The sequence below is a fragment of the Simiduia curdlanivorans genome, from assembly GCF_030409605.1.
Classification (GTDB): Bacteria; Pseudomonadota; Gammaproteobacteria; order Pseudomonadales; family Cellvibrionaceae; genus Simiduia; species Simiduia curdlanivorans.
The window spans coordinates 1,238,929-1,264,458 of sequence record NZ_JAUFQG010000004.1 but is presented as its reverse complement, the minus strand read 5'-3'; the positions used below and the strand labels follow the sequence as shown (position 1 = coordinate 1,264,458).

Here is a 25,530-nt window from a genome sequence, read left to right as displayed (position 1 = left end):
TTAAGGGTTAATTACAAGCCGAGTGGCTCTGCACCGCCGTTGAGGTAGTGGGTTTTCACGGTGATGCCACTAGAGCCCAGCGGCACTTCGTGATCTAAGCCAATAAATTGACCGCTATTATTCTTCCAAAGCACTGGCTCAAGAATGTCGTACTTGGCTTCATCCCAGGAGGTCCAATCGCCATTTAACAGGCCACCGGTATCGCCAGAATTTGGATTCAAGCACCAAAAGGTATGATGAATTTTGTAATCATTCATCAGGGATTGAATGGCGAGCATCCAGGTTTCGTTGTCACCGCCGTCGAGGAAGCCGCCCCACTCACCCATTAGCAATGGCGCCGTACCACTGGTGTGTATGTAGAGCCAATTGTCTTGCCACACGTCGGCAATTAGCGTGTCTTTTGAAAAGCCCGCGTAGAACCAATCTTGTGCAAAAACCAGCGGACCATAATCGTGCGGTGAGTACATGATTTTATTTTGATGACCAGGCACAAGCACAGGGTGATCGGCGACGCCGCGTAAATTTCCACCCCACCAGTTAAAATGGTAAGCCTTGTTATCTTTCGAGCCCCAGCTCACGCCATCTTTCGGATAAACCTCAATACCCTCGACCATAATGAGCATATTGGGATTAGCCGCTAAAATAGCCTTCGAAGTTTTTTCCGCAACGTGTTTCCAGTTATTTGCGTCAGTAGAGTTATCCCACTTGGCAAATACAGAATCACTATGGGCCTTGCCGTGTGGTTCATTCTCTAAATCGAACGCGATTATGGTGTCATCGTTCTTATAGCGCTCGGCCAACCAAACCCAGGTATTGATAAAATCAGCCTCGGTAATATCACCTTTCGTCCATAAGGGTTGCACGTGACCCGAGTTATCGGCCTCCGCCGAGTGGGCATCCATTAACACTTTGACGCCATGTTTTTTACACGACGCCAAGAAGGCGTCAAAAATTTCTAAGCTGTTTTTCCCCACCAGTTCTGGATTCGCATGGGTGTTAACGTTGACTGTTTTAAAGGTGCCTGCCATCCACTCCTTCACAATTTCCGTCGAAAAAGGCACCCGCACAAGGTTAATGCCGCGATCCGCCATGGCCTTGACCGTTGCATCAAGGTTGATACTCCAAAGCCCATGAAAGGTGCGTTCGGTGGTGTTATAACCAAACCAGTTGGCGCCCGTTAACCACACGGCCTTGCCATCTTTATTGACAAGGGTATTACCTGAAACACTCAACCAGTCATCACCCGGTAGAGCGTTACCCGGTGGTGTCGGCGTAGGTGTTGGTGTTGGTGTTGGTGTTGGTGTCGGTGTTGGTGTCGGTGTCGGTGTCGGTGTCGGTGTTGGTGTTGGTGTTGGTGTTGGTGTTGGTGTTGGTGTTGGTGTTGGTGTTGGTGTTGGTGTTGGTGTCGGTGTCGGTGTCGGTGTCGGTGTCGGTGTCGGTGTCGGTGTTACACCGCCATTAAACACAATGTCTACCGGCATCATTGCATTGCCCGGCGAACCAATAAAACCAAAATTTACAGTTTCGCCAGCAACGATCTGGCCGTTGTAATCCAAATTGCCAATGACGTACGTATTACCCACGTGCGAGATGATACGTGCGTTCCAGATTTGATCTATTTGAAAGCTAGCGCCGAACTCGATAGTCCAGCCGTTCACACCTGTGGCTTCATTATTGAGGATTTTTGTGTCGCCTTGAAACGCACTGCCCCAATCGCCGCTAGTTGCCATGGAAACCTGTGCCGCTTCAACGTTTGCGGCTAGCAACGCGGAGATAGCAAGGCCTAAAATTTTTCTATTCATTACTTTGCTCCTGACCTGTACATCTAGTTATTAGTTTTCGTGATTGTCAGTCTGAACCTCGATGACTGATGAGCGTAAAATTACCGCTCGGTAGATAAGCTGTCGTCTACGCAACGGCATTGCGTCATTTCAAACGTTCAACTTCCCGCAAATAAGTTTAAATAGCAGTAAAAACAGAAGTATTGCTCGGCAGAAATGGCGCCTCTATTGTCAGGGCTTTTCCCGCGCCACCGGTTTTGTGAACTGAATAGCATTTATTTTTTTATGAAGAATTCGCCTAAAAAAACTGCGAACCACGGCCAACACACAGCTTGTAAAGCCATCACAATTATCTTATTGTCTAAATGACCTTTATAGGATCTAACGTACCAGATCCAAAAGCCATAACAGACAATTACGTTTTGTCATCAATAAGAGCTGGTACTAGAGGTGTGTTCATGAGTGAAGTTCTATTTAATACGCACGATGCCGTGCTACTTTGCACCATGTTGATGTGCATAATTTTCGCGCTGCTCCTACTTCAACTGCCGCAGCCTTCAAAGCTACACAAAGTTTTTATTATTGGCTTTTGTCTAGCGAGCTTTGCCATTCCTCTCGATATTCTGATTAACTTCGGCGCCGGCTTTCACCCTTGGATGGTGAAGCATCATTTAACGTTGATCTACCTGTTTGAATTCGGCGCTTGGTTGCAAGCACCTATGGCCTATTTTTTAGTAAGGAGCCAACTGGATAAAAACTTTCAATTTAAAGCGATAGACTATCTACTTTTATTGCCGCTTTTTTTAAACACCTCACATCAACTCATTGCTTATCACTCGCTTCCATTAGCCATTAAAGAAAGCATCCAGTCGACAATGGATATTATGGATCTTTCGATAACAATATTTTTTGTCCAAACAGCGCGGGAGATATTTCGTCTAGCCTTAGCGCTTGCGTCAATTACTTTATTAAAAAAATATACGCTTACACCTGAATCAAATCTAAAGCCAAATCAACTAACATGGTTACATGTTTTAGCCTATGGGCTTTGCCTATACACCAGCATCAGCCTGCTCAACGCAATTTTTCTAACCGCGCAAGTACTCACGAAATATTCGCTACCTGTGGGGTATATTGGTCTTTTTCAGAATTATATCTGCGCGGTCTACTTTATATCGCTAGTTTCAAAGTTACATAGCGATGCAGTGCAGCAATGTTTTTTAAAGCCACTTCAGCTTAGTAAAGGCACCACAAAATCAGGTTTTAATTTTGCACACATTCAGACACTAGAACCGCTCATGCTCAACAATAAGATATACACCAACCCAGAACTGTCACTCGATGATCTGGCCCACAGTGTCGGGGTTTCGCCGCGCACCTTATCCGGCGTGATTAATGGCCACTACGGCTGCAGCTTCTTTGAGTTTATCAACGGCTACCGCATACAAGAGGCTAAACGATTGCTATCTGAGAGCGCCCACAAGAGCACTAGCGTGCTCGACATCATGTACGAGGCGGGCTTTAATTCGAAGGCCACATTTAATGGCATGTTTAAAAAAACTGAGGGCATGACACCCAGCCAATACCGCAAGACAATGTGCATGCATCAAATGGCTGGTTTCGAGGCGCGTCCATAAGAACCGATCTTCATGGCACACTCTCTTAAACTAAAACCCCCAGCCTGAACAATTAAATCAATCGCAACTAAGCCACAGAATGCTATGAGCTGGTTGTAATCAACGCTTTCGCAGTCATAGCACGCATAAAAAAACCGCCAATTGGCGGTTTTTTATGCCTTGCTAGTTTTATTTAGCTTCAGCACCTACTTTTGCGATTAGCTCGCGGAATTTACGCAGTGACTGTAAATGCGTGTACAGCAACTCCATGCCATCGCTCTTAACAAGTTCTGCCATTTGCTCTGGCGTTAAGGCCTTTAATTTTTCGCGATTTACCGCTAAAAATCCTCCGAGGCGAATTTCTTCGCCACCACTTTTAGGGGTGAATTTTGCCTCCATTGGCTCTAGCAAATTCCACTCTTGCAAACGCGCACAAAATGTTTGCGTACGTGAAAAGTTCATTTGGTACTCTTTCAAAAACTCGAGAACCTTGCCTAAATATTCTGTTTGCTTTCCTTCGTCGTCAAACAAACGCTCGCCCTTACCCTCGGTGTTGCAACCAGGGTAGGTTTCGTCTAAGCACAGCAAAAAGTTAGCGCCGTCATCATTGCTTGAGAAAACAAAAGGATAGCGTCGGAAAAAGGCGGGTAAGTAAGTCCCGGTGAATTTGCCGTCCTTATCGATAAATAGATTCGTCTCCGGCTTCACGCCCATTACCGCCAACGGAATTACAGTATCGCCATTCTTAGTGAATACAACCGGGTAAGTTTCAGCAGCATTAAAAAATTCTACGGCCGTCAGCGGCACGGAATTAACGGTTTTTGCAAAATTTAAATCAGCTGTCGCATCAATTGCCCAATTGCGATGACGCTCACTGGAAACGGGGGTGGCATTGCCATAAATTAGAAGTTGCTTAGTCACAAAATGTCTCGCTTTCTTTTATTTAGAGGAAGGGTCTTTGGATTCTTTGGCGTTGCGCAAAGTTTCGTACTGATCGGGATCTAGGTACGTTAAGCACAATTGCATTTCGTTTTTGGGCTTTGGCATTAACACCAAGACCAAAACGTTAAATTCACCGTCTTTTTCGATAACACCTGGTTTATGAATCAAGATGTTGCCAGTTTCACTGGTCAAGAAATTGAGATCTTGGCGGGCATTGATGGTCTTGCCAATATTTTGCAGCATGGCTTGCAGCGTTGCCTTGAAAACGGGGAAGCCAAATTGGCCGCGGAATTCTTTGCGATCCAAGGCCACAGACAATTGAATAGACAGCTTTTCCGCCACGGTCATGGTGCCCGCCGGCATGCTGTCCTGCTCTTTCAATTGCTTAAATAATTTTTTGCCGTGCTCATCGCCTTTAGCAATGAAGCCACCGTGCAATACATTGCAAGCGAGATTCACCACTTCTGGGATATTCAGGGTAATGTTGGGCTTTTCGCCGCTAGCGGCCTGAGGCTGCTGAGTTGCTTCTTCAGTCATTATTCTTGTCTCTGGTTACTTCGTTTATTCAGTCTTCCGTAACTGATCGGTTAGCGCCGCTTGTGATGTTGCTCGGCATTTTCCAATTTTTGTTTGTCGCTCTTGCGGATTAACAAATAGGTCGCCCCCACCCCACCGTGCTGCTTCTGGGCCGAGTGAAAGGCCTGAACTTCTATTAATTGGGGCAACCAGTGCGCAATACAACTCTTTAACAGCGCCGGTTGCGGTTTTCTACCCTCACCCTTACCGTGGGTAATCAAGGCCGTGCGAATATCGTAGCTGCAGCACTCCTCGATAAAGCCAAATACCGCTGCTCGCGCCTGCTCCACGGTGAGATTGTGCAGGTCGAGCTGGGCATCAATAGGGTATTTGCCCAAGCGCAGATTTCGGTATACGCCATTCTGAATGCCGGCGCGCTTGAATGCCAGTATATCGTGGGGGTCTACCGGCTCGATAAACTCACCACTCAGGCGGTTGTATTCCTCCACCTCGGCCTTTACCGCCTCAGCGCGTTTAGCCTTTAGGGTATCTTCCGGCAGCCTCGGTTTCACCAGATCGACGCGTGGCTCGATATTGATCGGCCGAACATCGGGCATCGCCTCGCTCATAAGACCAAGAAAACTCTCTGTCTTAACTCTATCGTCACTCATGGGGCACCCCCACCAACGCAGGCTCGTAGGCCTGCAGAAAAGCTTCGGGCATGCGCCGAGCGCGGCCGCTGCTCATCTCAATACACACGAGCCGCCACTGCCCCCGCATCAGCGTATCCTGGCCGCGTAGCAGCTGAAATTGACGGGTCATATTGAGCTTGCCGTCCGAACCAGTGAGCCAAGTCGCCAAGACCAGCTGCTCAGATAGCAAAGCCGGCTTTAAGTAGTCGTATTCCGCCTTGTGAATCGCCATCGCCCTATCTAAACGCTGATAGTCCTCAATCGACAGGCCTAGCGCCTGCGAATGCGCCCACGCAATGGCTTCACACCACTGCACATAAACCGCATTATTGGCATGGTTCAAGCCATCGATATGACCGGCTTCAACCACCAATGGCTGGGTAAACGGATGGGGGAAATCAAAATTACCTGCGCCTGCCACATCAATTCTCCGCAGGGTCTATTGGCCTGTTGCACACACGAAAGCCGGAAGAGTAACGCGCAAAAAAAGGGCGGTCAATTTGACCGCCCAGAGTACGAGCAACGAAAGCTGCCCGAGGGTGCGAAAACTACTACGGCTAGCCGCCGTTTTTGGATTAAATATTAACGATTCGCTCGATTTTCGATCAGCTCGTCAACCACTGACGGGTCGGCGAGGGTTGAGGTATCGCCTAGGCTATCAATCTCATTGGCGGCTATTTTGCGCAGGATGCGGCGCATAATTTTGCCCGAGCGGGTTTTTGGCAGACCCGGCGCCCATTGAATAATGTCGGGCTTGGCGATGGGGCCAATCTCCTTAGTGCACAAGGCCACCAACTCTTTCTTCAGCGCATCGCTCGGCTCGGTGCCGGCCATCAAAGTCACATAGCAATAGATGCCTTGGCCTTTGATGTCGTGCGGGCAACCCACCACCGCGGCCTCCGCCACCTTGTCGTGCAGCACCAAGGCGCTTTCAATTTCTGCCGTACCCATGCGATGACCAGAGACGTTAAGCACATCGTCCACGCGTCCGGTAATCCAGTAGTAACCATCGGCATCGCGGCGGGCGCCGTCACCGGTGAAGTAGTAACCGGGGAAGGTGCTGAAATAGGTATCGATCATGCGCTGGTGATCGCCATAAACAGAGCGTATCTGGCTGGGCCAAGACGCCTTAATGGCAAGGCTACCCTCGCCCACACCGTTAATTTCCTTGCCTTCACCGTCCAATAACACCGGCTGCACGCCAAAGAAGGGCAGTGTCGCCGAGCCCGGCTTAGTGGCGATGGCGCCAGGTAAAGGCGTCAGCATGTGGCCGCCGGTTTCAGTCTGCCACCAGGTATCGGCGATGGGGCAGCGGCCTTCGCCCACCACGTGGTAGTACCACTCCCACGCCTCTGGGTTAATGGGCTCACCCACGGTACCCAATACTCGCAAACTCTTGCGCGAGGTCTTGGTTACAAAGTCATTACCGGCTCCCATAAGGGCGCGAATGGCCGTCGGTGCGGTGTAGAAAATATTCACCTTGTGCTTGTCCACCACCTCCCAACAGCGCGCAGCCGAGGGATAAGTGGGCACGCCTTCAAACATCAAGCTGGTGGCACCGTTGCACAAGGGGCCGTAGACGATATAGCTATGGCCCGTCACCCAGCCCACATCGGCGGTACACCAATAGATTTCACCCTCCTTGTAATCGAAGGTGTATTTAAAGCTCATGGCCGTGTGCAAAAGATAGCCCGCCGTGGTGTGCAACACGCCTTTCGGTTTACCGGTGGAACCCGAGGTATACAAAATGAATAAGGGGTCTTCCGCACCCATGGGCTCTGGTTCACATTGCGCGGCAACACCCGCCACTGCCTCGTGATACCAAACATCGCGGCTATCGTCCCAAGCCACCTTGCCGCCAGTGCGCTTAACCACCAAGCAAGTGTGGGTATTGGGGCAAGACGCCAAGGCTTTGTCGGCGTTAACCTTTAACGCAACTGCTTTACCACCGCGCAAGCCCTCATCGGCAGTGATCAGCACCTTGCAGTCGGAATCTAAAATTCTATCTTTCAGAGCGTCGGGCGAAAAGCCACCAAACACCACCGAGTGAATAGCACCCACGCGGGCGCAGGCCAACATGGCGTAGGCCGCCTCTGGAATCATGGGCATATAGATACACACCCGATCGCCCTTCTTGACGCCGCGCGCGCGCAAAACGTTGGCTAAACGGCACACTTGTTCATGTAACTCGGCGTAGGAAATATGTTTCGCCACACTCGGGTCATCGCCCTCCCAAATAAACGCCGTTTGATTGGCGCGCGCAGGCAAATGTCGATCGATACAATTCACCGACACGTTAAGCTGGCCACCGGCAAACCAATTCGCTTCGCCCTTAAGAAGGTTCGCCTCACACACTGAGTCGAAAGGCTTAGAAAAGCTTAAAAATTGTGCAGCTTGTTCGCGATAAAACGCGTCTGGCTCGTTTATTGAACGCGCGTACATGGCCTCATATTTTGCTTTTGTGATATGGGCATCGGCAAAATTATTGGGGATGGGGTAAGTTTTAACGTCTGACATGTACATAAACTCCGATCTAATTGTTGTGCACCCTATTGTTAGTCAACCACTATAACAACTTGCACCTAAATACCTATTAGCCAATGGTCTAAATGCTAGGGTTTGCAACTTTGCCGTTGCAACCCAAGGCTTGGCACAGTAAGTTAGCCTTTGCTCCTGCTGCCACCTATTTTGGCAGCACAAGGACGTGGGCACATGACGACATAGGGAAAATAAAAATAACCCAATTTGACGCCACGCATGAACCCAATTCCGCTCAATAATGCCGCCAATTACGAGGTCGAATCCATTCTTGGAAAAGGTGGTATGGGCGTGGTGTATTTGGCGTACGATAAGCGCTTAAATCGCAAAGTTGCCATCAAGTGTATCCGGCAAAACCGCGCTAACGAACACTGGGTAGAAGCGGTTCAGGAAGAAGCCAAACTCTTAGCTCAGATTAACCACACCAATATTGTCCAAATTTACGATCTTATCGACTGGCATGGCGTGCCCGCGCTGGTGATGGAATATGTGTGTGGCCGAACGCTATTGGACATACTTAATAGTGACGAGCTGCATTCAGACGCCATAGATTTCGATCAGCGGCTCGATTGGCTGAAGCAAATTGCCGAAGGCTTAGCCTGCGCCCACGCCAAGGGCATTATTCACCGAGACCTGAAACCCGAAAACATCATGATTGCCGCAGACGGCGCGGTAAAAATCATGGATTTCGGCATCGCACGGCACCAAGCCCAGCCCAAGCACACCAACATTCACGACAGCCAAGTTTTGCCGGGCGAATTTGTTGGCAGCCCTGGCTCACTGTCCCCCGAGCAAGCAGTTGGTGAAGATTTAACCACTGCAAGCGATGTGTTTTCCTTTGGTATTTTGGCCTATAGCTTGCTGTGCGGGCATCACCCTTTTGGCGACACCAGCGACACAGATACGCTGCTGCACAGTATCTTGTACAGAGCTCCTGCGCCTTTTAAATTCAATGTAGAAAGCGATGAGCGCGGCCAAGAGGTCGCAGAGATCATTGAACAGAGCTTGCAAAAAAAGGCGAAGAGCCGGCCCACTGCCGCAAACATGGCAGTCGCCTTTAAGCCCTTGCCGGTGAAGAAGGTTGAAACGGTGTTGATTGAAACAAATCGGAAAAACACAAGCTCCCTAAATGCCATAATAATAACCACACTGGTATTCATCGCCGCTGGCTCTCTCGCACTAGTCGCATCGCTGTCGCTTGAAGGCAAACAACATGTTGCGGTACTAAAACCTGTCGTAACGTCCGATTTGGACAACAAGACGATCGCATTCACGGTGCTCGATACCATGCGGTCGGCGCTATTAAGCACCAATAGCACCGAGCTTATCGATCAGAGCGAATGGAATGAAACAGATGCCTTAGCCACTATTGGCGATCAAACGGGTGCAGATTCGATTATACGATCCGAGCTTAGCTGCCAAGGTACCCGCTGCAACATTACGATTGAAAGGCTAACGGCGCCGAATTGGAACGTAGCCCAACGTAAATCTTGGGCGGTTCATACGTCCTCCACACAAGACGCCTATTTTACCACTTGGCACAACACCTTAAAACTGTTCGATAGCACAGCGCAATATCGTGAACTTTTAAATGAGAAAAGTTATTCAATTTATTTGGAAATCGCCGAAAAATACGACACTACGAGCTCACTATCTTCGGAAGATTTTTTCGAATTGATTGATGAGTTAAAAAATAATCCCGCATTCATTCCTGGATACAGGCTACTGGTTGATGCAGCAATATCACACTACGATGTAACTAACGACGGAACTTTCCTTAGAAAGTCTTCTGACATACTTCGAGACAATCAAAACTTGATCGATCCGGAAGTAAGCATCGAGCTGGAAATATTAATGCTAGCAGCATTAAAGCAACTAGACGCTGCCAATACAAAAATAGAAGAATTAAAAAAATTTAATCAATACGACACTTATTATCGCTTTAAAGCGAAATTAGCGCTGGATCAAAATGATTTTTCTAGGGCAGAAGAATTATTTTCTCAACTACTTGCATCTCGAAAATCCATTGACATTTACTACTCTATTGCCTACTGCCAATATGCTCAGGGAAAATTGAATGAATCGATTACCACTTTGCGCAATGGACTAGAATTGAATCCTGAACATAGAAAAACTAATAGCTTTCTCGCGGCGATTTCCATGATACGGGGAGAGTTTAAAACTGCAGCGGAGGCATATAAAAAAATAGCAAAAAACTCATCGCATCCAAATGACTTGAACAATCTTTCAATAGCGTATTTTCTTAGTGGCAACCTCAGCGCTGCCACGCAAAGCGCAATAGCATCAGTCGATCTTGCACCCTTTGACCCAAAGAAGCAGCACACACTAGGGGAAATATATCTTGCACAAAATAAAATAAAAGAAGCTGAAAACCACCTAAACATGAGTTTGAAATACTCAAAAGATGTATCAGACCTTTCAAGCCTCATACTACAAGGGACTATACGTGTTCATCTAGGCGATCTGGTAGAAGCGCATAAAGACTTAGAAGAGGCAAAAAAACTAGAGCCGGAGAATGCAGATTTAATATATGCCGAAGCCCTCTACTTTTCTGCCAAAAAGGACATAGACAACGCAATGATCAGAGTTCATAGCAGCCTTGAAATGGGCTATCACATTGGATGGTATAATTTTCCTTGGTTTAATGCTTTATGTATCGATGAGCGTTTTCAAACACTATTCTTCGATGCACAAGCAAAATCCCCATGCACCGAAGCAGCACCTGTTATCGAGGGCGCTCAATAATCAATATTGGATCAGGCCCCTCAAATATATGAAGCTCGCCCGTTTGACGATTTTTCCGCGACACTAAAAAGCCAAAATCAACCGTCGACTCAACGCCACCTTGATTTTGGATAGTGAACACAAGCGTCTGACCATCTTTGGTCAAATCCGTTGTCACATCGTCATTCACATCTTCTTTATCTTCGGCATATTCAAGTCCATTGCCAAAAAACTTGAAGCGATCATCCTTATCAGAGCCCGCCGTAGTGAGCGTGACCATAATAATTGCGCGCTCACGCATACGCTGAAATGAACAGGAATCAGAGCTGAACACGATCCTCAAACTATTCGGATCAACCACTTCGCCCGCCTCATTCAAGATGCTCCAATTTTCTGGGCGCCCAGGGTCGGTATTTTTAAAGGGTGGTACTAATTGCAGTTGCAGTGTGGCGATACCGCCAACGGGTACATTGATAGGGTCTATCACAGCTAAGCTAGCCATAAAACATCACTCCTTTGTTGTAAAATTTACATGCCGCCCGAGTGTGCCACAGCTCGCGCGTCTCGCCCAGAGCTAGCTAGCTTTATGGGTCAATTCGTAAAGCGCCACCGCACAGGCACTGCCCACATTGAGCGACGAGTTGTAGCCACTCATGGGGATATGAAGCACCAAGTCAGACAGGGCCAGCAACTCAGGCGCAACACCTTCGTCTTCGGTGCCCAGAATTAAACACAGCGGTTGCTCCGTTAAGCGCGCATCCGCCAAGGGCAAGCTATTGGCGGTAATTTCCAAACTGATAATTTGCAGCCCCTGCGCTTTTAATTGCTGCACTAACGCCACCGCATCTGCCACCACTTTATAAGGCACGTACTTCTCTGCGGCGCGCGAAAGCCGACGCAGTTTGGTGTTGGGCGGCGCTACGGTATCGCCGCAGAGGTAGACGCAGGCCACCCCAAAGGCATCGGCACTGCGAAACACGGCGCCCACATTGGCCGGCGCCGCAAAGTTTTGGATGACCACGGAGATCGAGCGCCGCTGTGCGACGGGGTGATGATCTTGATGGCCGAGCTGTTGGTCTGAATCTGGGTACATAGGCTCACGCTGAACGGATGAGTAAGGCTGCACGTTGACGGGCGAGACGCGCCAATTTGGTGCAGGTTGGCATTTTTTTTGCTCTATTATGTTCGCATTTGGCTATCGCCACAGAAAACACTTAAAAATCAATAAGATAAAATAAAACTATGCAGGTTCAACTACGCCACAAAAGCACCAACTTTGTGCCTACTTTGAAAACCGCACCAAACTAGACCGCAGGAGACGCAAATGGAGTCACTTAACAGTGCCGTAGAAACTTTAGTTTCAAGTGCCAACACCTATTTTATTTTACTCGGCGCCATCATGGTATTTGCCATGCACGCTGGTTTCGCCTTTTTAGAGGTGGGCACGGTTCGACAGAAAAACCAAGTTAATGCCTTGGTAAAAATTCTAACGGATTTTGGCGTTTCGGCGCTGGTTTACTTTTTCGTCGGCTATTACGTCGCCTACGACACCCACTTCTTTGCCTCGGCCACGGCGCTGGCACAAAATAATGGTTACGAATTAGTGAAATTCTTTTTTCTATTAACCTTCGCCGCCGCCATTCCCGCGATCATTTCCGGTGGCGTGGCCGAGCGCGCGAAATTTTACCCCATGTTAATTGCGGCAGCTTGCGTGGTTGGCTTGGTCTACCCGCTGTTCGAAGGCATGATTTGGGGCGGTAATTACGGCGTGCAAGATTGGCTCACCCAGCAGTTCGGCAACCCCTTCCACGATTTCGCCGGCAGCGTTGTCGTGCATGCGGTGGGTGGGTGGATCGCCTTAGCCGCGATCATTATTTTAGGCACTCGCAACGGCCGCGTGCGCAATGGCAATGTGGTTGCGTTTGCGCCGTCAAACATTCCCTTCTTAGCCCTTGGCGCCTGGATTTTATGCATCGGCTGGTTTGGCTTTAACGTCATGTCCGCACAAACCTTGGAGGGCATCAGCGGTTTAGTGGCGGTGAACAGCTTGATGGCCATGGTCGGCGGCACTTTGGTGGCGATGATTGTGGGTAAAAAAGACCCCGGCTTTATTCACAACGGCCCACTCGCCGGCCTTGTAGCTATTTGCGCTGGCTCGGATTTAATGCATCCCATCGGCGCCCTGCTCACCGGCGCTGTGGCCGGCGGCATTTTTGTATTACTGTTTACCTTCATTCAAAACCGCTGGCACAAGGTGGATGATGTGTTAGGCGTTTGGCCACTACACGGCGTGTGTGGCGCATGGGGCGGTATAGCCGCCGGTATTTTCGGCCTTGAGTCTTTCGGTGGCCTTGGCGGTGTTAGCTTTTTATCTCAGCTAGTCGGCACGCTACTCGGTATATCTATCGCGCTGGTCGGCGGCTATCTGGTGTACAAAGCCGTCGATCTAGTCTCCGGCATTCGCCTTAGCGAAGAGGACGAGTTCAATGGCGCGGATCTGTCTATCCATAAAATCGGCGCAACCTCGCACGATTAATTAAGAGCGCGCAAAAAGGGGAAGCAGAGCTTCCCCTTTTTTATTTTCACCAAGTTATCGCCGGTCTAACGTTAGGTTTACAGCTGGCTAGATTTACTTAGGAACTAATTTAAAGCTACTTTTGAACTCAGTTAAATTCAAAGCGAGAATCAAATCGCTGCAGACCCGGCTCGACTACATTTCCACTTCGGTTTCATCTGGCTCGTAGAGCTCGATAATTTCCCGCACTAAACCACTGCGCACAATATCAGCGCGTTCGAATTCATGTACGAACACATTGTTGACACCCTGCAAGCGATTGACCGCGTCGGCTAGGCCGCTCTTACCACGAATATCGCTCTGCTTGATATCGCCATTAATAACCACCTTACAGCGCTCACCAATGCGGGTTAAAAACATTTTCATTTGCGCGAGGCTGGTGTTTTGCGCTTCATCTAAGATTACAAAGGTTTTTTCGTCGAAGGTTTTTCCGCGCATAAAGGCCAGCGGTGCTGCCACAATTCGGCCGTGACGCAAGCAGTAATCTACCGTGCCAGAGCCCAAGCGCTCATTGAGAATGTCGCGGAAGGCGTCGATATAGACAGCAAACTTTTCATCCAGCCCACCGGGCAAAAAGCCAAGATTTTCACCGGCTTCAACGGCAGGACGGGTAATAATGATGCGCTCTACTTCGCCTGACTCTAAAGCCTGCGCGGCCAAGGCGCCGGCGCAGTAACTCTTTCCGGTACCGGCTGGGCCAATACCAAAGGTGAGCGCATTATTTTTGATGGCGTTAATGTAGGTTTGCTGGGCGGGCGTTCGAGCTTTGAGTGGCTGATTGGAGCGCTGAGTTGAGTAGGCTGTGTCGGTGGTGTTGTAGTGAGCGTTGAGCTCGACAATATTACTGTGATGGCTGGTTTGATGCTTGCGGCCGTTGCGGCTACCTTTCTTTTGCTTTTTATCTGAGTATTGTTCGTCGTAGTTTTTGCGTCGCGCTTGCGATCTTTTCGCCATGAGGTAAGACTCCATTGGTTTCAAGTAACAGGGCCGGCCAATGCTGAAATTATCTTTTCTGCCGCCGAAATCCCTAGCTGCATAAACTCTGTAACGCTGCTTCTTTAAAACATTAAGGCAATGTTAAAACCTTGGAACAGTGACACAACCGAAAATAGGGCATTTGTGTCGCCGCTTTTACAACAAGAACGCACACCCTCCCTTTAATTGAAAACAATGAATTGCGTATTACCCAGCCAAAGACTTAAAGTAATTTATGAAGTTCCAGTATGCAGAGCGAAGATGACAATTGCGTGAAGAGTTTCACACAGGAGGCGCTTGGCCAATGGAGCGGCAAGAACGCCTCGCGATCAAACCCAAATTTTCTGCGACATCTTTCTAGCGCGAACATCAGGTTTAAGTCATTTCAGCTTGCGTCTTACTGTTGCTTTTAATATGCGACGAAAATTAACGTTTGTAAAGTAGATTTTTTCCGCACCACAATCTGACCGACGCGGTACAAAAAAGTGCACAGCTAAAGGTGTTGGCAGCCATGCACGTTAAATTGATGCAGCATTAATCTGATCAATGAGGAAACTCGACCATCGCGACAAGCTCACTTGAGCGTGTCGCGATGGCTTTAACCCACTTAGAACTCGTAACGAACTTCTAAAGATGCAAAGCGGGAACTCTGGCGCACGCTTGGCAAGCCATAGTTAGGATTTAGCGCCAAACCGTTAGCCGTACTACCACTGTTGATGGAGCGCTGCTCATTAATGGCCGTTGCGGTATCGCTATTAAACACATTGTAAACCGTGCCTTTAATATCAACCCTGCCAACACCGAGTTCTAAACCGTAGGCTAAGGACAAATCCATATTAAACAGCCAATCTAAGCGACCCGCCGAGCCGCGCGGTGCTGGATTGCCATTCTCATCATAGAAAGAGGCTTCGCCATAGTAGCGCGAGATACACGCCTCCCAAGCACTACCCGGCGCGCAACTATCGACACCTTGAGGGTGAACCGAGAAATAATTTGTCGGTGCGCCCGACATTAATGACGACACCATACCCAAGGTAAGCTTGTCGGTAATGTCATAGTAGCCTGCAAGTTTGAACGCATGGCGATGATCATTAGGCAGATCGCCATCGCCGTGATCCATCAGATCGCCATAGTCATAGCTGGTAGTCCAACCCGGATCGGCCTGACCGTTATCGGTGCGCACTAATCCCTCTGTCATGCCGTAGCTGTGCGATAAAACGTAAGATGCATCAATGTAGAGGTTGTCGAGCAACTGGCCTTTAAAAGTGGTTTCTAAGGCGAGATAACGGCGCTTCGGATCGGGCAGCTGCATATCGGCAGCAGAAAGTTTTACGTTTTCTGCACCTTCAATAACGCCGTTCTGATCAAAATCGTAGCGAATGGACACATCCTCACCGGGATTGTGCAACACGTAGTAGGAGCCTTGCCCTACGTTATCTGCGATGCCATTTTCGGCAAAATATTTTGCCAATACTGGCGCCATGTCTGTATCTTCGATGGAAGTTTTTAAATCCCGATAGACGCCGCGCATACCAAACACCATGCCGTCCATAACCACCGATTCGAAGCCCAGCGTAAACTCATCGCTGTACATGCCCTCGAGATCATTGTCCGCAATCAGCTCTGGTTCGACGATACCGGCTTGGCGCACATAGGTGTCGCGATAGGCGTCGCCATGGGACGGCGCGCCGTCGGCACCCAGTACGGGTCGACCATTGGCATCCACTTGATCAACGCGATAGTACTCGAATGTTTCCCGCTGATAGCCACCCTGCTTAATATTCATGTTTGCAGAAACAGGCTGATAGTAGCGGCCAAAGGATGCAAACGCTTTAGTATCGCCGTCGCCATTAACATCCCAAATGGCTTGCAAGCGCGGGGAAATTCCACTGGTATCGACAAATTTTTCGCCGCCGGTAACGGTGTTCTCAAAACTTTCGTAACGTGCACCGATGTTTAACAACCAGTTGTCCGCTACCTGCCAAGAATCTTGCAAGTAGAATGCTTGGCTCGACACGGTTGAGCTGGTACCGGTATCGCGACGGCGCTCTTCGATATAGGTATCGCCCTGTGGCGCGCCTGAAAGGTCGTTCAAACCCGCGACTTTAATACTCCACCAACCTCTTGCAGTACCGGCACCATTTTGCGTTTCTAGATAGTCGACGTCGAGCATGGTGGCATCAATGCCAGCTTGCAGCGAGTGATTGTCAAGGTCATAGCGCAGATCAATTTTGAATTGATCACGGGTATATTCCTCTTCAACAATGTTGGAATCAGAGTGGCTGCTGTAGGCGATACAATTGCCGTTGCGGCAATCCCACACACCCGGTAAATCATTACTGGCGCGGTTGTAAACTTCTTCGATTGTGCGCCCTGCAACCACATCGACCGAAAAAGCCTCGGTTAATTGACCGCTGTAATGGGCGCCATAAACCTGGCCACCATTGGCAAATTTGGTGTTGCCGTTAAGGCCATTAATTTCATCATCGGCAGGCGTATAGGCGTAACTGTCGTAATCGCCTTCGCGCTCATAATTAATGGCCGTAACATCAACGCGGTGATTTTCGTTGATCTGGTAATCTAACGTCACCAGCCAGCGATCTTCGTCTGTGTTTCTATCGAAATAGGTGCCGCCCGATGCCCATTCATCGCGAGTATTGCGTGGGTTATATAGGCCGTAAAAAAACAACTGATCTTCGATGAGCGCGCCGCTGGCCCATACATTGACTTCTTGGTAGGTTTCGGCATCTCTCTCAGTGTTAATCGCGTATTGACCGTCAGCCTCAAATACCGAATCGTGGCTTGTCCTGGTTGCGTTAGGATCTATGCGATAGCTGCCACCAATATCAAATTCATTGCCACCCGATTTCGACACAGCGTTGATGACACCACCCAGCGCACCGCCAAATTCCGGATTTATAGCACCGGTTTTAATTTCGGTTTGCTCGATTGCCTCCCAAGGCAGCGGCAGAGAGCCGATACCGCGGCGAATAGTGCTTACATTTAAACCGTTCAGATAATAGATGTTTTCCGCAGAGGATGAGCCACCAAAACTTGACGCGCCAAACTGGCTGGAACTCGAAACACCTGGCGCCAACACGGCCATGGCCTCAAAGCCATTGTTGATGGGCATCATACCCAGCTGCTCTTGCGTTACCACAATACCCGCTGTCGAAGACCCGGTGTCCACTAGCCGGCGCATGGTGCCAAGCACTTCGATGGTTTCCATATCGACGCCGACGGCGATCAACTGGCCGTCGTAAATCGCCGAGCGGCCAACCTGAATCGCCACAGAGCTGGCCGAGACTGCACCGAAGCCGTCTTTACTCACCACCAATTCGTACTCGCCCACGGGCAAGTTACGCAGCATGTATTGCCCTTGGCTGTTGGTGTTAATGGTTCGCGTGAAGCCTTTGTCCTTATGGCGTACAAGAATACTGGCGTTGCTGACTGCAACACCGCTGCTGTTGGTAACCACGCCCTTGAGCGAACCGCTGCTGGTTTCCGCTGCAAAGACGGGGCTAATGGTAAGTGTTGAAGCTATGGCGAGCGCGAGGGCGGACTGGCGCCAGCCCCAGGCGTTGTTTTGGCCGCTAGGCATGATGAATCCTCTTTCTTATTGTTAACCGATGAGATGTCGCGTATCAAAACCGACAAGAAAACTGTATACAATATTCAGTATAATGTACACACAATATTGCACCGGTGCACCAATAGCCTGGCGAACAGATAAGAAAAACCTTATTTATCAAAGAGGTAGAATTCGTTCATTCGCGTTAATTGGCGGTTAACGCCGGGCAGAACAAGCTGCTACTATACGTGGGCACTGCCTAGGGAGAGGTGACCATGAGCCGGGAATCAGCCCAACTCTACAGCCAACTAAAAGCCAGCGAAGAGCGATATCGAGAATTGGTGGAAAATGCCAATGCGATTATTTTGCGTTGGAATCGCGACGGCATCATCACCTTCTTCAATGAATACGCACAAACGTTTTTCGGCTACAGCGCCGAAGAAATTATTGGCAAACATGTCATGGATACTATCGTGCCCGAAGGTGAAACAACGGGGCGAGACCTGAGGCCACTGATGGATGACATCTGTCAGAACCCCGAAAAATACGCGTTGAATGTTAACGAAAACGTCAAGCGCAACGGCGAGCGAGTTTGGATAAATTGGACCAATAAAATTTTGCTCAACGAGCTGGGTGAGCCCATCGGTGCGCTAAGTATCGGTTCGGATATCACCAAGCAACGGCTACTCGAAGAGGAGCTGCGGCAAGCGCAAAAAATGCAGGCCATCGGCCAGTTGGCCGGCGGCATTTCACACGATTTTAATAATTTAATTCACGGTATTATCGGCTATGCCGAGATTATCGAAAAAATCTCGTCTCAAGATGAAGTTGGCCAGCAGGCCAAGCGAATTATTAGTACCGCCACCTCTGCGGCAAACCTTACCCAACAACTCATGACCTTCGCACGCAAAGGCTCCTACCAATTTAAGCAATGCAACTTGCACGATTTAGTTGCCGACACCACGTCCATCATTAAACACACCTTCCCACGCAACATCGAACTAGCCACGCAGCTAGACGCCAAAGCACCTTATTTTCTCGGTGAAGCGACGCAAATTAAAAATGCCTTGCTCAACCTTTGCCTCAACGCTCGAGACGCCATGCCCAAAGGTGGCAAGCTGACTATTAACACGGAAAATGTATCACTAACCTCGCTGATTCATGTGGGCGAGTTCAAAGTGCCACCGGGTGAATACCTACGCTTGCGCATTGAAGATACAGGCAATGGCATGGATGAAGATATTATTTCTCATATATTCGAGCCATTTTTTACTACCAAGGGCGTCAGCAGCGGTGCCGGTATGGGCATGGGTTTAGCCACAAGTTACGGCACCATGCACTTACATCGCGGCGCAATCAGCTGCATTAGCACACCGGGCAAGGGCACCCTGTTCGAGATTTTATTGCCCCTAGGCGAACCGCCCACCTCGTCGAAAATGGCCGTGGTTAACAAAGTTAACGCGCCTCAAGTGTCCATGCTCATTGTCGACGATGAAGCCATGGTGCTGGCCTATTCTGAGCAGCTGTTTAGCTTACACGGCCATAAAGTCTGTACCTTTGGCAGGCCGACAGACGCACTTGAACACTACCAACATCACTGGCGAGATTTCGATCTAGTGGTGCTGGATATGCTGATGCCAGAAATGAATGGGCAACAATTATTTGAGGCCATGAAACGGATAAACCCGGCTATTAAAGCGATCATATCGAGCGGTTACAGTAGTGAGAAACGCATAGAAGAAGTGTTATCGGCCGGTATTTGCGCCTATGTCACAAAACCTTTTACCTACGATGTATTGGAGCAAAAAATAGCGCAAATTTTTGTCAAACGATAAATCAGCACTTGCGCCACATCAATATAATCGCGCCAGATACCGGCTAAATTAAGAAGAACTAGAGGAGTCTTCTTATGAAGCTTAGTCAGGTCATCCTATCTGCCACGCTCATCTCTCTCGCCGCTTGCGCTCAGCACGCGACTGACGCGACCTTTATCGAGCGACACCCAGACACGGCTCAAACGGCACCAACACCAGCCGCACAACCGACTGAACTCAGTCTCAAAGGTGCTTACCTTGTAACGCTATTAGGTTGCGGCACCTGCCATACCGACGGCGCGTTAACAGGTAATTCGAATTCAAAATTTTTGCTGGCTGGTTCAGACACAGGCATAGCCACGAGCAACCCGTTAAGGAGCGCCAAACCCGGTATCGTCTTTCCGCCGAATTTAACCCCAGACCCAGGTACAGGTTTAGGCAATTGGTCGGAGACAGACATAGTGTTAATGCTGAAAGCCGGTGAAGATCGCCACGGTATTCGTCAGTCGGCCGTTATGCCCTGGGCCGCTTACGCACAATTATCCGACCCTGATGCGCGCGCCATTGCACACTATTTGAAGAGCCTCGCACCGGTACAACATCAAGTACCACAGAGAGTTAGAGAGGGGCAAAGCAGCGATAAACCCCATGTGTATTTTGGGGTCTATCAAAAACCTTAAGCCCATGAGCAGTACTGGTTAAGCCACTTGCATAGGAATGGTATTGGTAGAGCGCTCAACGCTGTTGTCGGCGTTTAAGTAAACAAGCTTGGGTCTATGCACGGCGGCCTCGGTGTCGGTAAACTGGCCATAGGCTGCAATGATAACGCGGTCGCCTTTTTGTACCCGTCGAGCGGCGGCGCCGTTCATGGAGATGGTGCCAGAACCCGGCTCGGCCAAAATCACGTAGGTGGTAAAGCGCTCGCCATTGCTGACATTATAAATATCAATTTGCTCAAATTCTTTCAGGCCCGCCAGTTCGACAAGATTTTGGTCGATGGCGCAAGAGCCGTCATACCAAAGCTCCGCCATTGTCACGCTGGCCATGTGCAGCTTACCTTTTAGCAACGTTGTTAACATGCCGTACCTCAATTCAATTCGATGGAAAGATTGTCGATGAGTCGCGCAGACTGCGTAAACATCGCCCCCAAAATGGTAATGTTTTTATCGTCGTGCGCCGCTTGTGCCAGGGTTTTGCTGTTACAAATCGAGAAGTAATCTGGTCGAAAACCAGCGGCAATAATTTGCGATTTTGCCTCCAGCTCTATCACATCAAAATCCTTTTCACCGGCTTTAATTTGTGCCGCAGCCCACTGCAAGCTGGCCTGTAATTGCGACACCTTGGTGCGCTCTTCAGGCTTTAAATAGGAATTGCGCGAACTCATCGCCAAGCCATCCGCTTCGCGGTGTATAGGCGCCGCGGTGATTTGAATAGGAATGCACAAATCTTCCGCCATCCGCCGAATCACCGCGAGCTGCTGGTAATCTTTTATGCCGAAAACCGCCTCGTCGGGTTGCACAATATTGAACAACTTAGTGACCACGGTGGTCACCCCTTCGAAGTGCCCAGGCCGGCTGGCGCCGCACAGCACGTCGGTCATGGTTGGGCAGATTACGCGGGTTTGGGTATCCAAACCATTAGGGTACATTTCGTTATCGTCTGGGTTAAACAGATAATCACAGCCGGCCGCTTTGAGTTTGTCGCAATCTTCGCGGAAGGTGCGCGGGTACTTATCCCAATCTTCGTTCAAGCCAAACTGCAGCCCGTTGACAAAAATGGAGCAGACAACAACGTCGCAGGCGGTTTGCGCCTGTTTAATTAGCGCAATGTGACCATCGTGCAAATTACCCATGGTGGGCACAAAACCGATTCGCTTGCCGGTGCCACGCTCGGCTTTAAGTGCATCGCGCAACGACTGGATTTGATGAAAAATTCGCATGAGGTGGCCTCAACAGGTGTTTTTAAAACGCGCAGATGATACTAGAACGATTGTTTGAACACTATGAGCAAAAACGGAACGAATATTCGATAATTTACGGGGGATCGCCCCGAAAGCCTACTATTCGTGTGTTTTTTTACATGAAATAGGATTAACAGCTCAGCAATGAGTGGTAGGATTGCGGACTAACGGAGTTTGAGTCGAACGCCCCCTGTAGGGCGCAAGCAAGTGAGTAGCTCGATGATTGAAATTTTCGGTCCAGAAGACTTCAAAGAAATCCCCTGGAAAAACGGCAAGGGAACTACCTTGGAGCTCGCCATCAGCGAAGGCGATACGGTTCAATCCTTCGATTGGCGCATCAGCATTGCTCAAGTGGAAGAAGACGGCCCATTTTCCGACTTCACCGGCTACCAACGCACACTCGTGGTACTTGAAGGCAACGGTATCATTCTCGAGCACGCCATAGGCCATAGCCAAAAACTGAGCGGCGACCTACCCTTCGCCGATTTCGACGGCAGCTGGCAAACTCACGGCAAGCTCATTGACGGCCCCATTACCGACTTTAATATCGTCACCAAGAGCCACCGCTATCAGGCCCGCTTGCACACCTATAAAACGCCGAGCAAGGTCGACATACTGCAAGAGCGCTTTTGCTTTGCCTACAGCCATCGCACCACCCTAACCCTGCGCCAAGGCATAGGTGAAGACGAGTACTCGCTGCCAGCCGGCCATTTGCTAAAGATTGAAGACCCCTCCGCCGGCGAGTGGTCGCTCAGCGGTGAGTGCTTTATTCTGATCTACCTATCCGGCCTTTAAGCCTTAGCCCTGCTACTCGGGGCTGGTCGCTTCGTCGGCCTTAGCCCGCCGCGCCGCATCGGCATCCAGCAAGGTTTGCTCAACCGCTTTAGCCTTCTCCAACGCCTGAAGCTGCGCCTGAGGTATCGCCCCCTCAGGTCTATCCGCCTCTACTTGTTTGTCCGAGCTACAAGCCACTAAAAACCAAACGCATAATAAAACGGCAACAATTTTCATAGTCATCACCTCTGGAATGTAAAAAGACGCCGATAGTGCGAGGGCGTGAGAAGTTTGGGGGCCAGGCCGCCACAGGCTAGAAGGATGCGCCTATTCAGTTTGATACAGCAGCGCTCAAGCGAAAATAGGTTGGTGGGCAATATATTTAATCAGCTATCTACCAACCCAATCAGCGAGCTTAGCGCGTTCTGCGAGGACGCTCTCGCAAGGTGCAGTGGTTTTGAAAAAGCGGATGAGACGCCCCTGCAACGCACGCAGGGCATATAATCACCTTGCAGTTTCACTATCTTATTTGGCCAGAACGCAAAGCGTTCAAAGCCGCACTTCATGCCACCCAAACTCAAACAGTGAACTTAGCGCGTTCTGCGAGGACGCTCTCGCAAGGCGCAGTGGTTTTGAAAAAGCGGATGAGACGCCCCTGCAACGCACGCAGGGCATATAATCACCTTGCAGTTTCACTATCTTATTTGGCCAGAACGCAAAGCGTTCAAAGCCGCACTTCATGCCACCCAAACTCAAACAGTGAACTTAGCGCGTTCTGCGAGGACGCTCTCGCAAGGCGCAGTGGTTTTGAAAACGCGGAGTGTACGAAGAGTACATGAGCATTTTTCAAGACCGCTGCAACGCCGCGAGAGCTACACAGCTAGCGCTAAGGCGCTAAGGGCCGTAGTCAGGTGCCTGCATATACTCCGGGGCTAAATTCTCAAAGCGCGTGTACTTGCCCACAAACGCTGCCTTGCAGGTACCAATTTCACCGTTGCGCTGCTTGCCGATGATCAACTCGGCCATACCTTTATCGGGGCTGTCTTCGTTATAATATTCATCGCGGTAGATAAACAAAATAACGTCGGCGTCCTGCTCGATGGCGCCCGATTCACGCAAATCTGAGTTCATGGGGCGCTTGTTAGGTCGCTGCTCCACACCGCGGTTCAGCTGCGATAGCGCAATGACAGGGCAACTAAATTCTTTCGCCAAACCTTTGAGCGAGCGGGAGATTTCGGAAATTTCCTGGGTGCGACCATCGCTGCTTCCAGCCACTTGCATGAGCTGTAAATAATCCACCATCACCATGCCCGGCTGGCTTTGTTTTTCTGCCTCTTCTGAGGTCATGTCTGGGTTTTCTTGCAGCAACTTGGTTTGATGTTGGCGCACCACGCGCTTCACCCTAGCGCGAACCTCCTGCGGCGTTAGCGCGGGAGTGTCGTCGATGTAGAGCGGCTTGTCTTTGAGCTTGGCCACCGCGCTCGACAACTTGGGCCAATCTTCTTCTGTTAGTTTGCCGTTGCGCAACTTACCTGCATCGATGCGGCCGAGGCTCGACAGCATACGCATGATGAGCGAGTTTGACGGCATTTCCATGCTGAACACCAGCGATGGCTTCTTGGTGTTGTGCAGTGCAGCTTCGACGAAATTTAAGGCCAACGCGGTTTTACCCATGGATGGACGCGCGGCGAGAATAATCAACTCACCCGGTTGCCAGCCCGCCGTGCGCTCGTTCAAATCGGCGAGGCCGGTGGATAAACCGGTGAGGTCAGAATCAGTGCGAAACAGTTCATCGATGCGCGCCACAGCGTCGTGCAAAAGGCTTTCAGCGCCAACAAAGCCGCCCTCTTTCGGGCGATCTTCGGCGATGGCGGCAACGCGGCGCTCGGCCAGCTGGAGCAAGTCATCGGAATCTAAACCGGCCGGGTTAAGGCTGGTGTGGCTAATTTCATTGGCGGCGGCAATTAAGTCGCGCAGGGTTGAGCGCTCGCGAATAATGCGGGCGTAGGCGGCAATGTTGGCGGCAGACGGCGTGTTATGTGCAAGATCTAACAGATAGGCGTGACCGCCGACGCGCTCCAGCTCACCGTGTCGCTCCAGTTCATCGACTAAGGTAATGGCATCAATCGGCTGCTCGCTGGCGACTAAGCGCTCCATCATGGCGTAAATTTGCCGATGGTCGTCGCGGAAAAAATCTTCCGGGGTTATGAGCTCGGCCACCGTATCGAAGCGACCGGCATCGCGCATCAAACCACCTAACACGGCCTGCTCGGCTTCTAGGGAATGAGGCAGCACGGTGTTCTTGAGGTTATCGACCTGATCCTCAGGTGCACGCTTTTGACGGGGCTCGGCCATGGATGATCTCTAGCTGGTTTTTATCGTTTTCAACGGCGCTTGGTTTTGCCTTGGCGGCAAATCAGCACCAGCCAAAAACAAAACGGGCACTGAGCTGAACCTCACCGTCGCAAAGGCTATCGCCAAGGCTTAGTGGGGACCAACAAAGTGCCCGATTGTAACCCTTACCGCAAGTTGTCACTACCGAGGTTTTCACCTCGATAAGGGTTACTCGGCGATAACAGTCAGTTTCAGTACTGCAGTCACGTCAGAGTGAACCTGAACGTCGATTTCGTACTCGCCAACTTCGCGCAGCGCGCCTTCTGGCAGACGAACTTCAGCTTTGTCCACTTCAACGCCAGCGGCAGTTGCTGCATCAGCGATGTCGCGCGTGCCGATAGAACCGAACAACTTACCTTCGTCGCCAGAGTTGGCGGTGATGGTGATAGCCAATTCGTTGATCTTCGCAGCGCGAGCTTCAGCTTCAGCTAACTTGGCGTTAGCAGCGGCTTCCAACTCAGCACGACGCGCTTCAAATTCAGCAACATTGCTAGCCGTTGCACGGATAGCTTTGCCCTGTGGCAACAAGAAGTTGCGGCCATAACCGGCTTTAACGGCGACTTTGTCACCAATCTTGCCTAGCTTGCCTACTTTTTCGAGCAGAATAACTTCCATCTCGGTAATCCTCTAAATTTTG

The 25,530-nt window shown here is 49.9% G+C and carries 21 protein-coding genes; 6 read left to right on the top strand and 15 right to left on the bottom strand.

Annotated features, from left to right (window positions below; genetic code table 11):
- Positions 1-11: 11 nt before the first annotated feature.
- On the bottom strand, positions 12-1,802 hold the full coding sequence (locus QWY82_RS05785) for a cellulase family glycosylhydrolase (RefSeq protein WP_290260603.1): 1,791 nt from the start codon (positions 1,800-1,802) through the stop codon (positions 12-14).
- 437 nt (positions 1,803-2,239) lie between these two features.
- On the opposite strand from QWY82_RS05785, the gene QWY82_RS05780 reads away from it, so the two are divergent.
- Complete coding sequence (locus tag QWY82_RS05780; protein WP_290260602.1) at positions 2,240-3,418, top strand: helix-turn-helix domain-containing protein; 1,179 nt, start codon at positions 2,240-2,242, stop codon at positions 3,416-3,418.
- A gap of 168 nt (positions 3,419-3,586) precedes the next feature.
- On the opposite strand, the gene QWY82_RS05775 is transcribed toward QWY82_RS05780, so the two are convergent.
- The 5 genes from QWY82_RS05775 to acs form a co-directional block, all read right to left on the bottom strand.
- Positions 3,587-4,318, bottom strand: a complete 732-nt coding sequence (locus tag QWY82_RS05775; protein WP_290260601.1) for a SapC family protein — start codon at positions 4,316-4,318, stop codon at positions 3,587-3,589.
- An 18-nt stretch (positions 4,319-4,336) separates the two neighbouring features.
- Positions 4,337-4,876 carry a hypothetical protein gene (locus QWY82_RS05770; protein ID WP_290260600.1) on the bottom strand — a complete coding sequence of 180 codons (540 nt, stop codon included), beginning with the start codon at positions 4,874-4,876 and terminating at the stop codon, positions 4,337-4,339.
- 50 nt (positions 4,877-4,926) lie between these two features.
- Positions 4,927-5,526, bottom strand: a complete 600-nt coding sequence (gene smrA, locus QWY82_RS05765; RefSeq protein WP_290260599.1) for a DNA endonuclease SmrA — start codon at positions 5,524-5,526, stop codon at positions 4,927-4,929.
- Entirely contained in the window at positions 5,519-5,968 is a 450-nt protein-coding gene (locus QWY82_RS05760) for an acyl-CoA thioesterase (RefSeq protein WP_290260598.1), read from the bottom strand. Before QWY82_RS05760 ends, smrA begins: the two co-directional genes overlap by 8 nt.
- A 161-nt stretch (positions 5,969-6,129) precedes the next feature.
- Positions 6,130-8,064, bottom strand: coding sequence for an acetate--CoA ligase (gene acs / locus QWY82_RS05755; protein ID WP_290260597.1), 1,935 nt, complete (start codon positions 8,062-8,064; stop codon positions 6,130-6,132).
- A gap of 240 nt (positions 8,065-8,304) precedes the next feature.
- Here acs and QWY82_RS05750 point away from each other — a divergent pair, with 240 nt between their 5' ends.
- A complete protein-coding gene (locus tag QWY82_RS05750; protein ID WP_290260596.1) occupies positions 8,305-10,851 on the top strand; it encodes a serine/threonine-protein kinase in 2,547 nt (848 codons plus the stop codon).
- On the opposite strand, the gene QWY82_RS05745 is transcribed toward QWY82_RS05750, so the two are convergent.
- Positions 10,832-11,332: a DP-EP family protein gene (locus QWY82_RS05745; protein WP_290260595.1), complete on the bottom strand. Its 501-nt coding sequence runs from the start codon at positions 11,330-11,332 to the stop codon at positions 10,832-10,834. The two genes, QWY82_RS05750 and QWY82_RS05745, sit on opposite strands and share 20 nt — an antisense overlap.
- Positions 11,333-11,404: 72 nt before the next feature.
- Positions 11,405-11,923, bottom strand: coding sequence for a TrmH family RNA methyltransferase (locus QWY82_RS05740; RefSeq protein WP_290260594.1), 519 nt, complete (start codon positions 11,921-11,923; stop codon positions 11,405-11,407).
- Between the two features lie 231 nt (positions 11,924-12,154).
- Here QWY82_RS05740 and QWY82_RS05735 point away from each other — a divergent pair, with 231 nt between their 5' ends.
- Positions 12,155-13,366, top strand: coding sequence for an ammonium transporter (locus QWY82_RS05735; protein WP_290260592.1), 1,212 nt, complete (start codon positions 12,155-12,157; stop codon positions 13,364-13,366).
- A gap of 174 nt (positions 13,367-13,540) precedes the next feature.
- On the opposite strand, the gene QWY82_RS05730 is transcribed toward QWY82_RS05735, so the two are convergent.
- Both QWY82_RS05730 and QWY82_RS05725 read right to left on the bottom strand, forming a co-directional pair.
- Positions 13,541-14,359: a PhoH family protein gene (locus QWY82_RS05730; protein ID WP_290260590.1), complete on the bottom strand. Its 819-nt coding sequence runs from the start codon at positions 14,357-14,359 to the stop codon at positions 13,541-13,543.
- Between the two features lie 628 nt (positions 14,360-14,987).
- A complete protein-coding gene (locus QWY82_RS05725) occupies positions 14,988-17,981 on the bottom strand; it encodes a TonB-dependent receptor (RefSeq protein ID WP_290260589.1) in 2,994 nt (997 codons plus the stop codon).
- 245 nt (positions 17,982-18,226) lie between these two features.
- Here QWY82_RS05725 and QWY82_RS05720 point away from each other — a divergent pair, with 245 nt between their 5' ends.
- Positions 18,227-19,786, top strand: coding sequence for a response regulator (locus QWY82_RS05720; RefSeq protein ID WP_290260588.1), 1,560 nt, complete (start codon positions 18,227-18,229; stop codon positions 19,784-19,786).
- A gap of 74 nt (positions 19,787-19,860) precedes the next feature.
- Positions 19,861-20,445, top strand: coding sequence for a c-type cytochrome (locus tag QWY82_RS05715; RefSeq protein WP_290260587.1), 585 nt, complete (start codon positions 19,861-19,863; stop codon positions 20,443-20,445).
- Between the two features lie 18 nt (positions 20,446-20,463).
- Here the strand turns inward: QWY82_RS05715 and panD are convergent, their stop codons facing one another.
- Both panD and panC read right to left on the bottom strand, forming a co-directional pair.
- Entirely contained in the window at positions 20,464-20,844 is a 381-nt protein-coding gene (gene panD / locus QWY82_RS05710; RefSeq protein WP_290260586.1) for an aspartate 1-decarboxylase, read from the bottom strand.
- Positions 20,845-20,852: 8 nt separating this feature from the next.
- A complete protein-coding gene (gene panC, locus QWY82_RS05705; RefSeq protein WP_290260585.1) occupies positions 20,853-21,704 on the bottom strand; it encodes a pantoate--beta-alanine ligase in 852 nt (283 codons plus the stop codon).
- 228 nt (positions 21,705-21,932) lie between these two features.
- Here panC and QWY82_RS05700 point away from each other — a divergent pair, with 228 nt between their 5' ends.
- The gene (locus QWY82_RS05700; protein ID WP_290260584.1) at positions 21,933-22,520 is read left to right on the top strand and encodes a HutD/Ves family protein; all 588 of its coding nucleotides are present in this window, start codon (positions 21,933-21,935) and stop codon (positions 22,518-22,520) included.
- Between the two features lie 12 nt (positions 22,521-22,532).
- On the opposite strand, the gene QWY82_RS05695 is transcribed toward QWY82_RS05700, so the two are convergent.
- From QWY82_RS05695 to rplI, 3 genes are all read right to left on the bottom strand, one after another.
- Complete coding sequence (locus tag QWY82_RS05695) at positions 22,533-22,736, bottom strand: hypothetical protein (protein ID WP_290260583.1); 204 nt, start codon at positions 22,734-22,736, stop codon at positions 22,533-22,535.
- 657 nt (positions 22,737-23,393) lie between these two features.
- The gene (gene dnaB, locus QWY82_RS05690; RefSeq protein ID WP_290260582.1) at positions 23,394-24,854 is read right to left on the bottom strand and encodes a replicative DNA helicase; all 1,461 of its coding nucleotides are present in this window, start codon (positions 24,852-24,854) and stop codon (positions 23,394-23,396) included.
- 207 nt (positions 24,855-25,061) lie between these two features.
- Positions 25,062-25,508, bottom strand: a complete 447-nt coding sequence (gene rplI / locus QWY82_RS05685; protein ID WP_290260581.1) for a 50S ribosomal protein L9 — start codon at positions 25,506-25,508, stop codon at positions 25,062-25,064.
- Between the last annotated feature and the right edge of the window lie 22 nt (positions 25,509-25,530).

Bases quoted from the DNA above. Each gene is read 5' to 3' on its own strand.
- dnaB (WP_290260582.1), bottom strand. From the start codon at position 24,854: ATGGCCGAGCCCCGTCAAAAGCGTGCACCTGAGGATCAGGTCGATAAC.
- QWY82_RS05785 (WP_290260603.1), bottom strand. From the start codon at position 1,802: ATGAATAGAAAAATTTTAGGCCTTGCTATCTCCGCGTTGCTAGCCGCA.
- QWY82_RS05745 (WP_290260595.1), bottom strand. From the start codon at position 11,332: ATGGCTAGCTTAGCTGTGATAGACCCTATCAATGTACCCGTTGGCGGT.
- QWY82_RS05725 (WP_290260589.1), bottom strand. From the start codon at position 17,981: ATGCCTAGCGGCCAAAACAACGCCTGGGGCTGGCGCCAGTCCGCCCTC.
- acs (WP_290260597.1), bottom strand. From the start codon at position 8,064: ATGTCAGACGTTAAAACTTACCCCATCCCCAATAATTTTGCCGATGCC.
- QWY82_RS05740 (WP_290260594.1), bottom strand. From the start codon at position 11,923: ATGTACCCAGATTCAGACCAACAGCTCGGCCATCAAGATCATCACCCC.
- QWY82_RS05750 (WP_290260596.1), top strand. From the start codon at position 8,305: ATGAACCCAATTCCGCTCAATAATGCCGCCAATTACGAGGTCGAATCC.
- QWY82_RS05780 (WP_290260602.1), top strand. From the start codon at position 2,240: ATGAGTGAAGTTCTATTTAATACGCACGATGCCGTGCTACTTTGCACC.
- QWY82_RS05720 (WP_290260588.1), top strand. From the start codon at position 18,227: ATGAGCCGGGAATCAGCCCAACTCTACAGCCAACTAAAAGCCAGCGAA.
- smrA (WP_290260599.1), bottom strand. From the start codon at position 5,526: ATGAGTGACGATAGAGTTAAGACAGAGAGTTTTCTTGGTCTTATGAGC.
- QWY82_RS05735 (WP_290260592.1), top strand. From the start codon at position 12,155: ATGGAGTCACTTAACAGTGCCGTAGAAACTTTAGTTTCAAGTGCCAAC.
- QWY82_RS05770 (WP_290260600.1), bottom strand. From the start codon at position 4,876: ATGACTGAAGAAGCAACTCAGCAGCCTCAGGCCGCTAGCGGCGAAAAG.
- QWY82_RS05695 (WP_290260583.1), bottom strand. From the start codon at position 22,736: ATGAAAATTGTTGCCGTTTTATTATGCGTTTGGTTTTTAGTGGCTTGT.
- QWY82_RS05715 (WP_290260587.1), top strand. From the start codon at position 19,861: ATGAAGCTTAGTCAGGTCATCCTATCTGCCACGCTCATCTCTCTCGCC.
- QWY82_RS05730 (WP_290260590.1), bottom strand. From the start codon at position 14,359: ATGGCGAAAAGATCGCAAGCGCGACGCAAAAACTACGACGAACAATAC.
- rplI (WP_290260581.1), bottom strand. From the start codon at position 25,508: ATGGAAGTTATTCTGCTCGAAAAAGTAGGCAAGCTAGGCAAGATTGGT.
- panC (WP_290260585.1), bottom strand. From the start codon at position 21,704: ATGCGAATTTTTCATCAAATCCAGTCGTTGCGCGATGCACTTAAAGCC.
- panD (WP_290260586.1), bottom strand. From the start codon at position 20,844: ATGTTAACAACGTTGCTAAAAGGTAAGCTGCACATGGCCAGCGTGACA.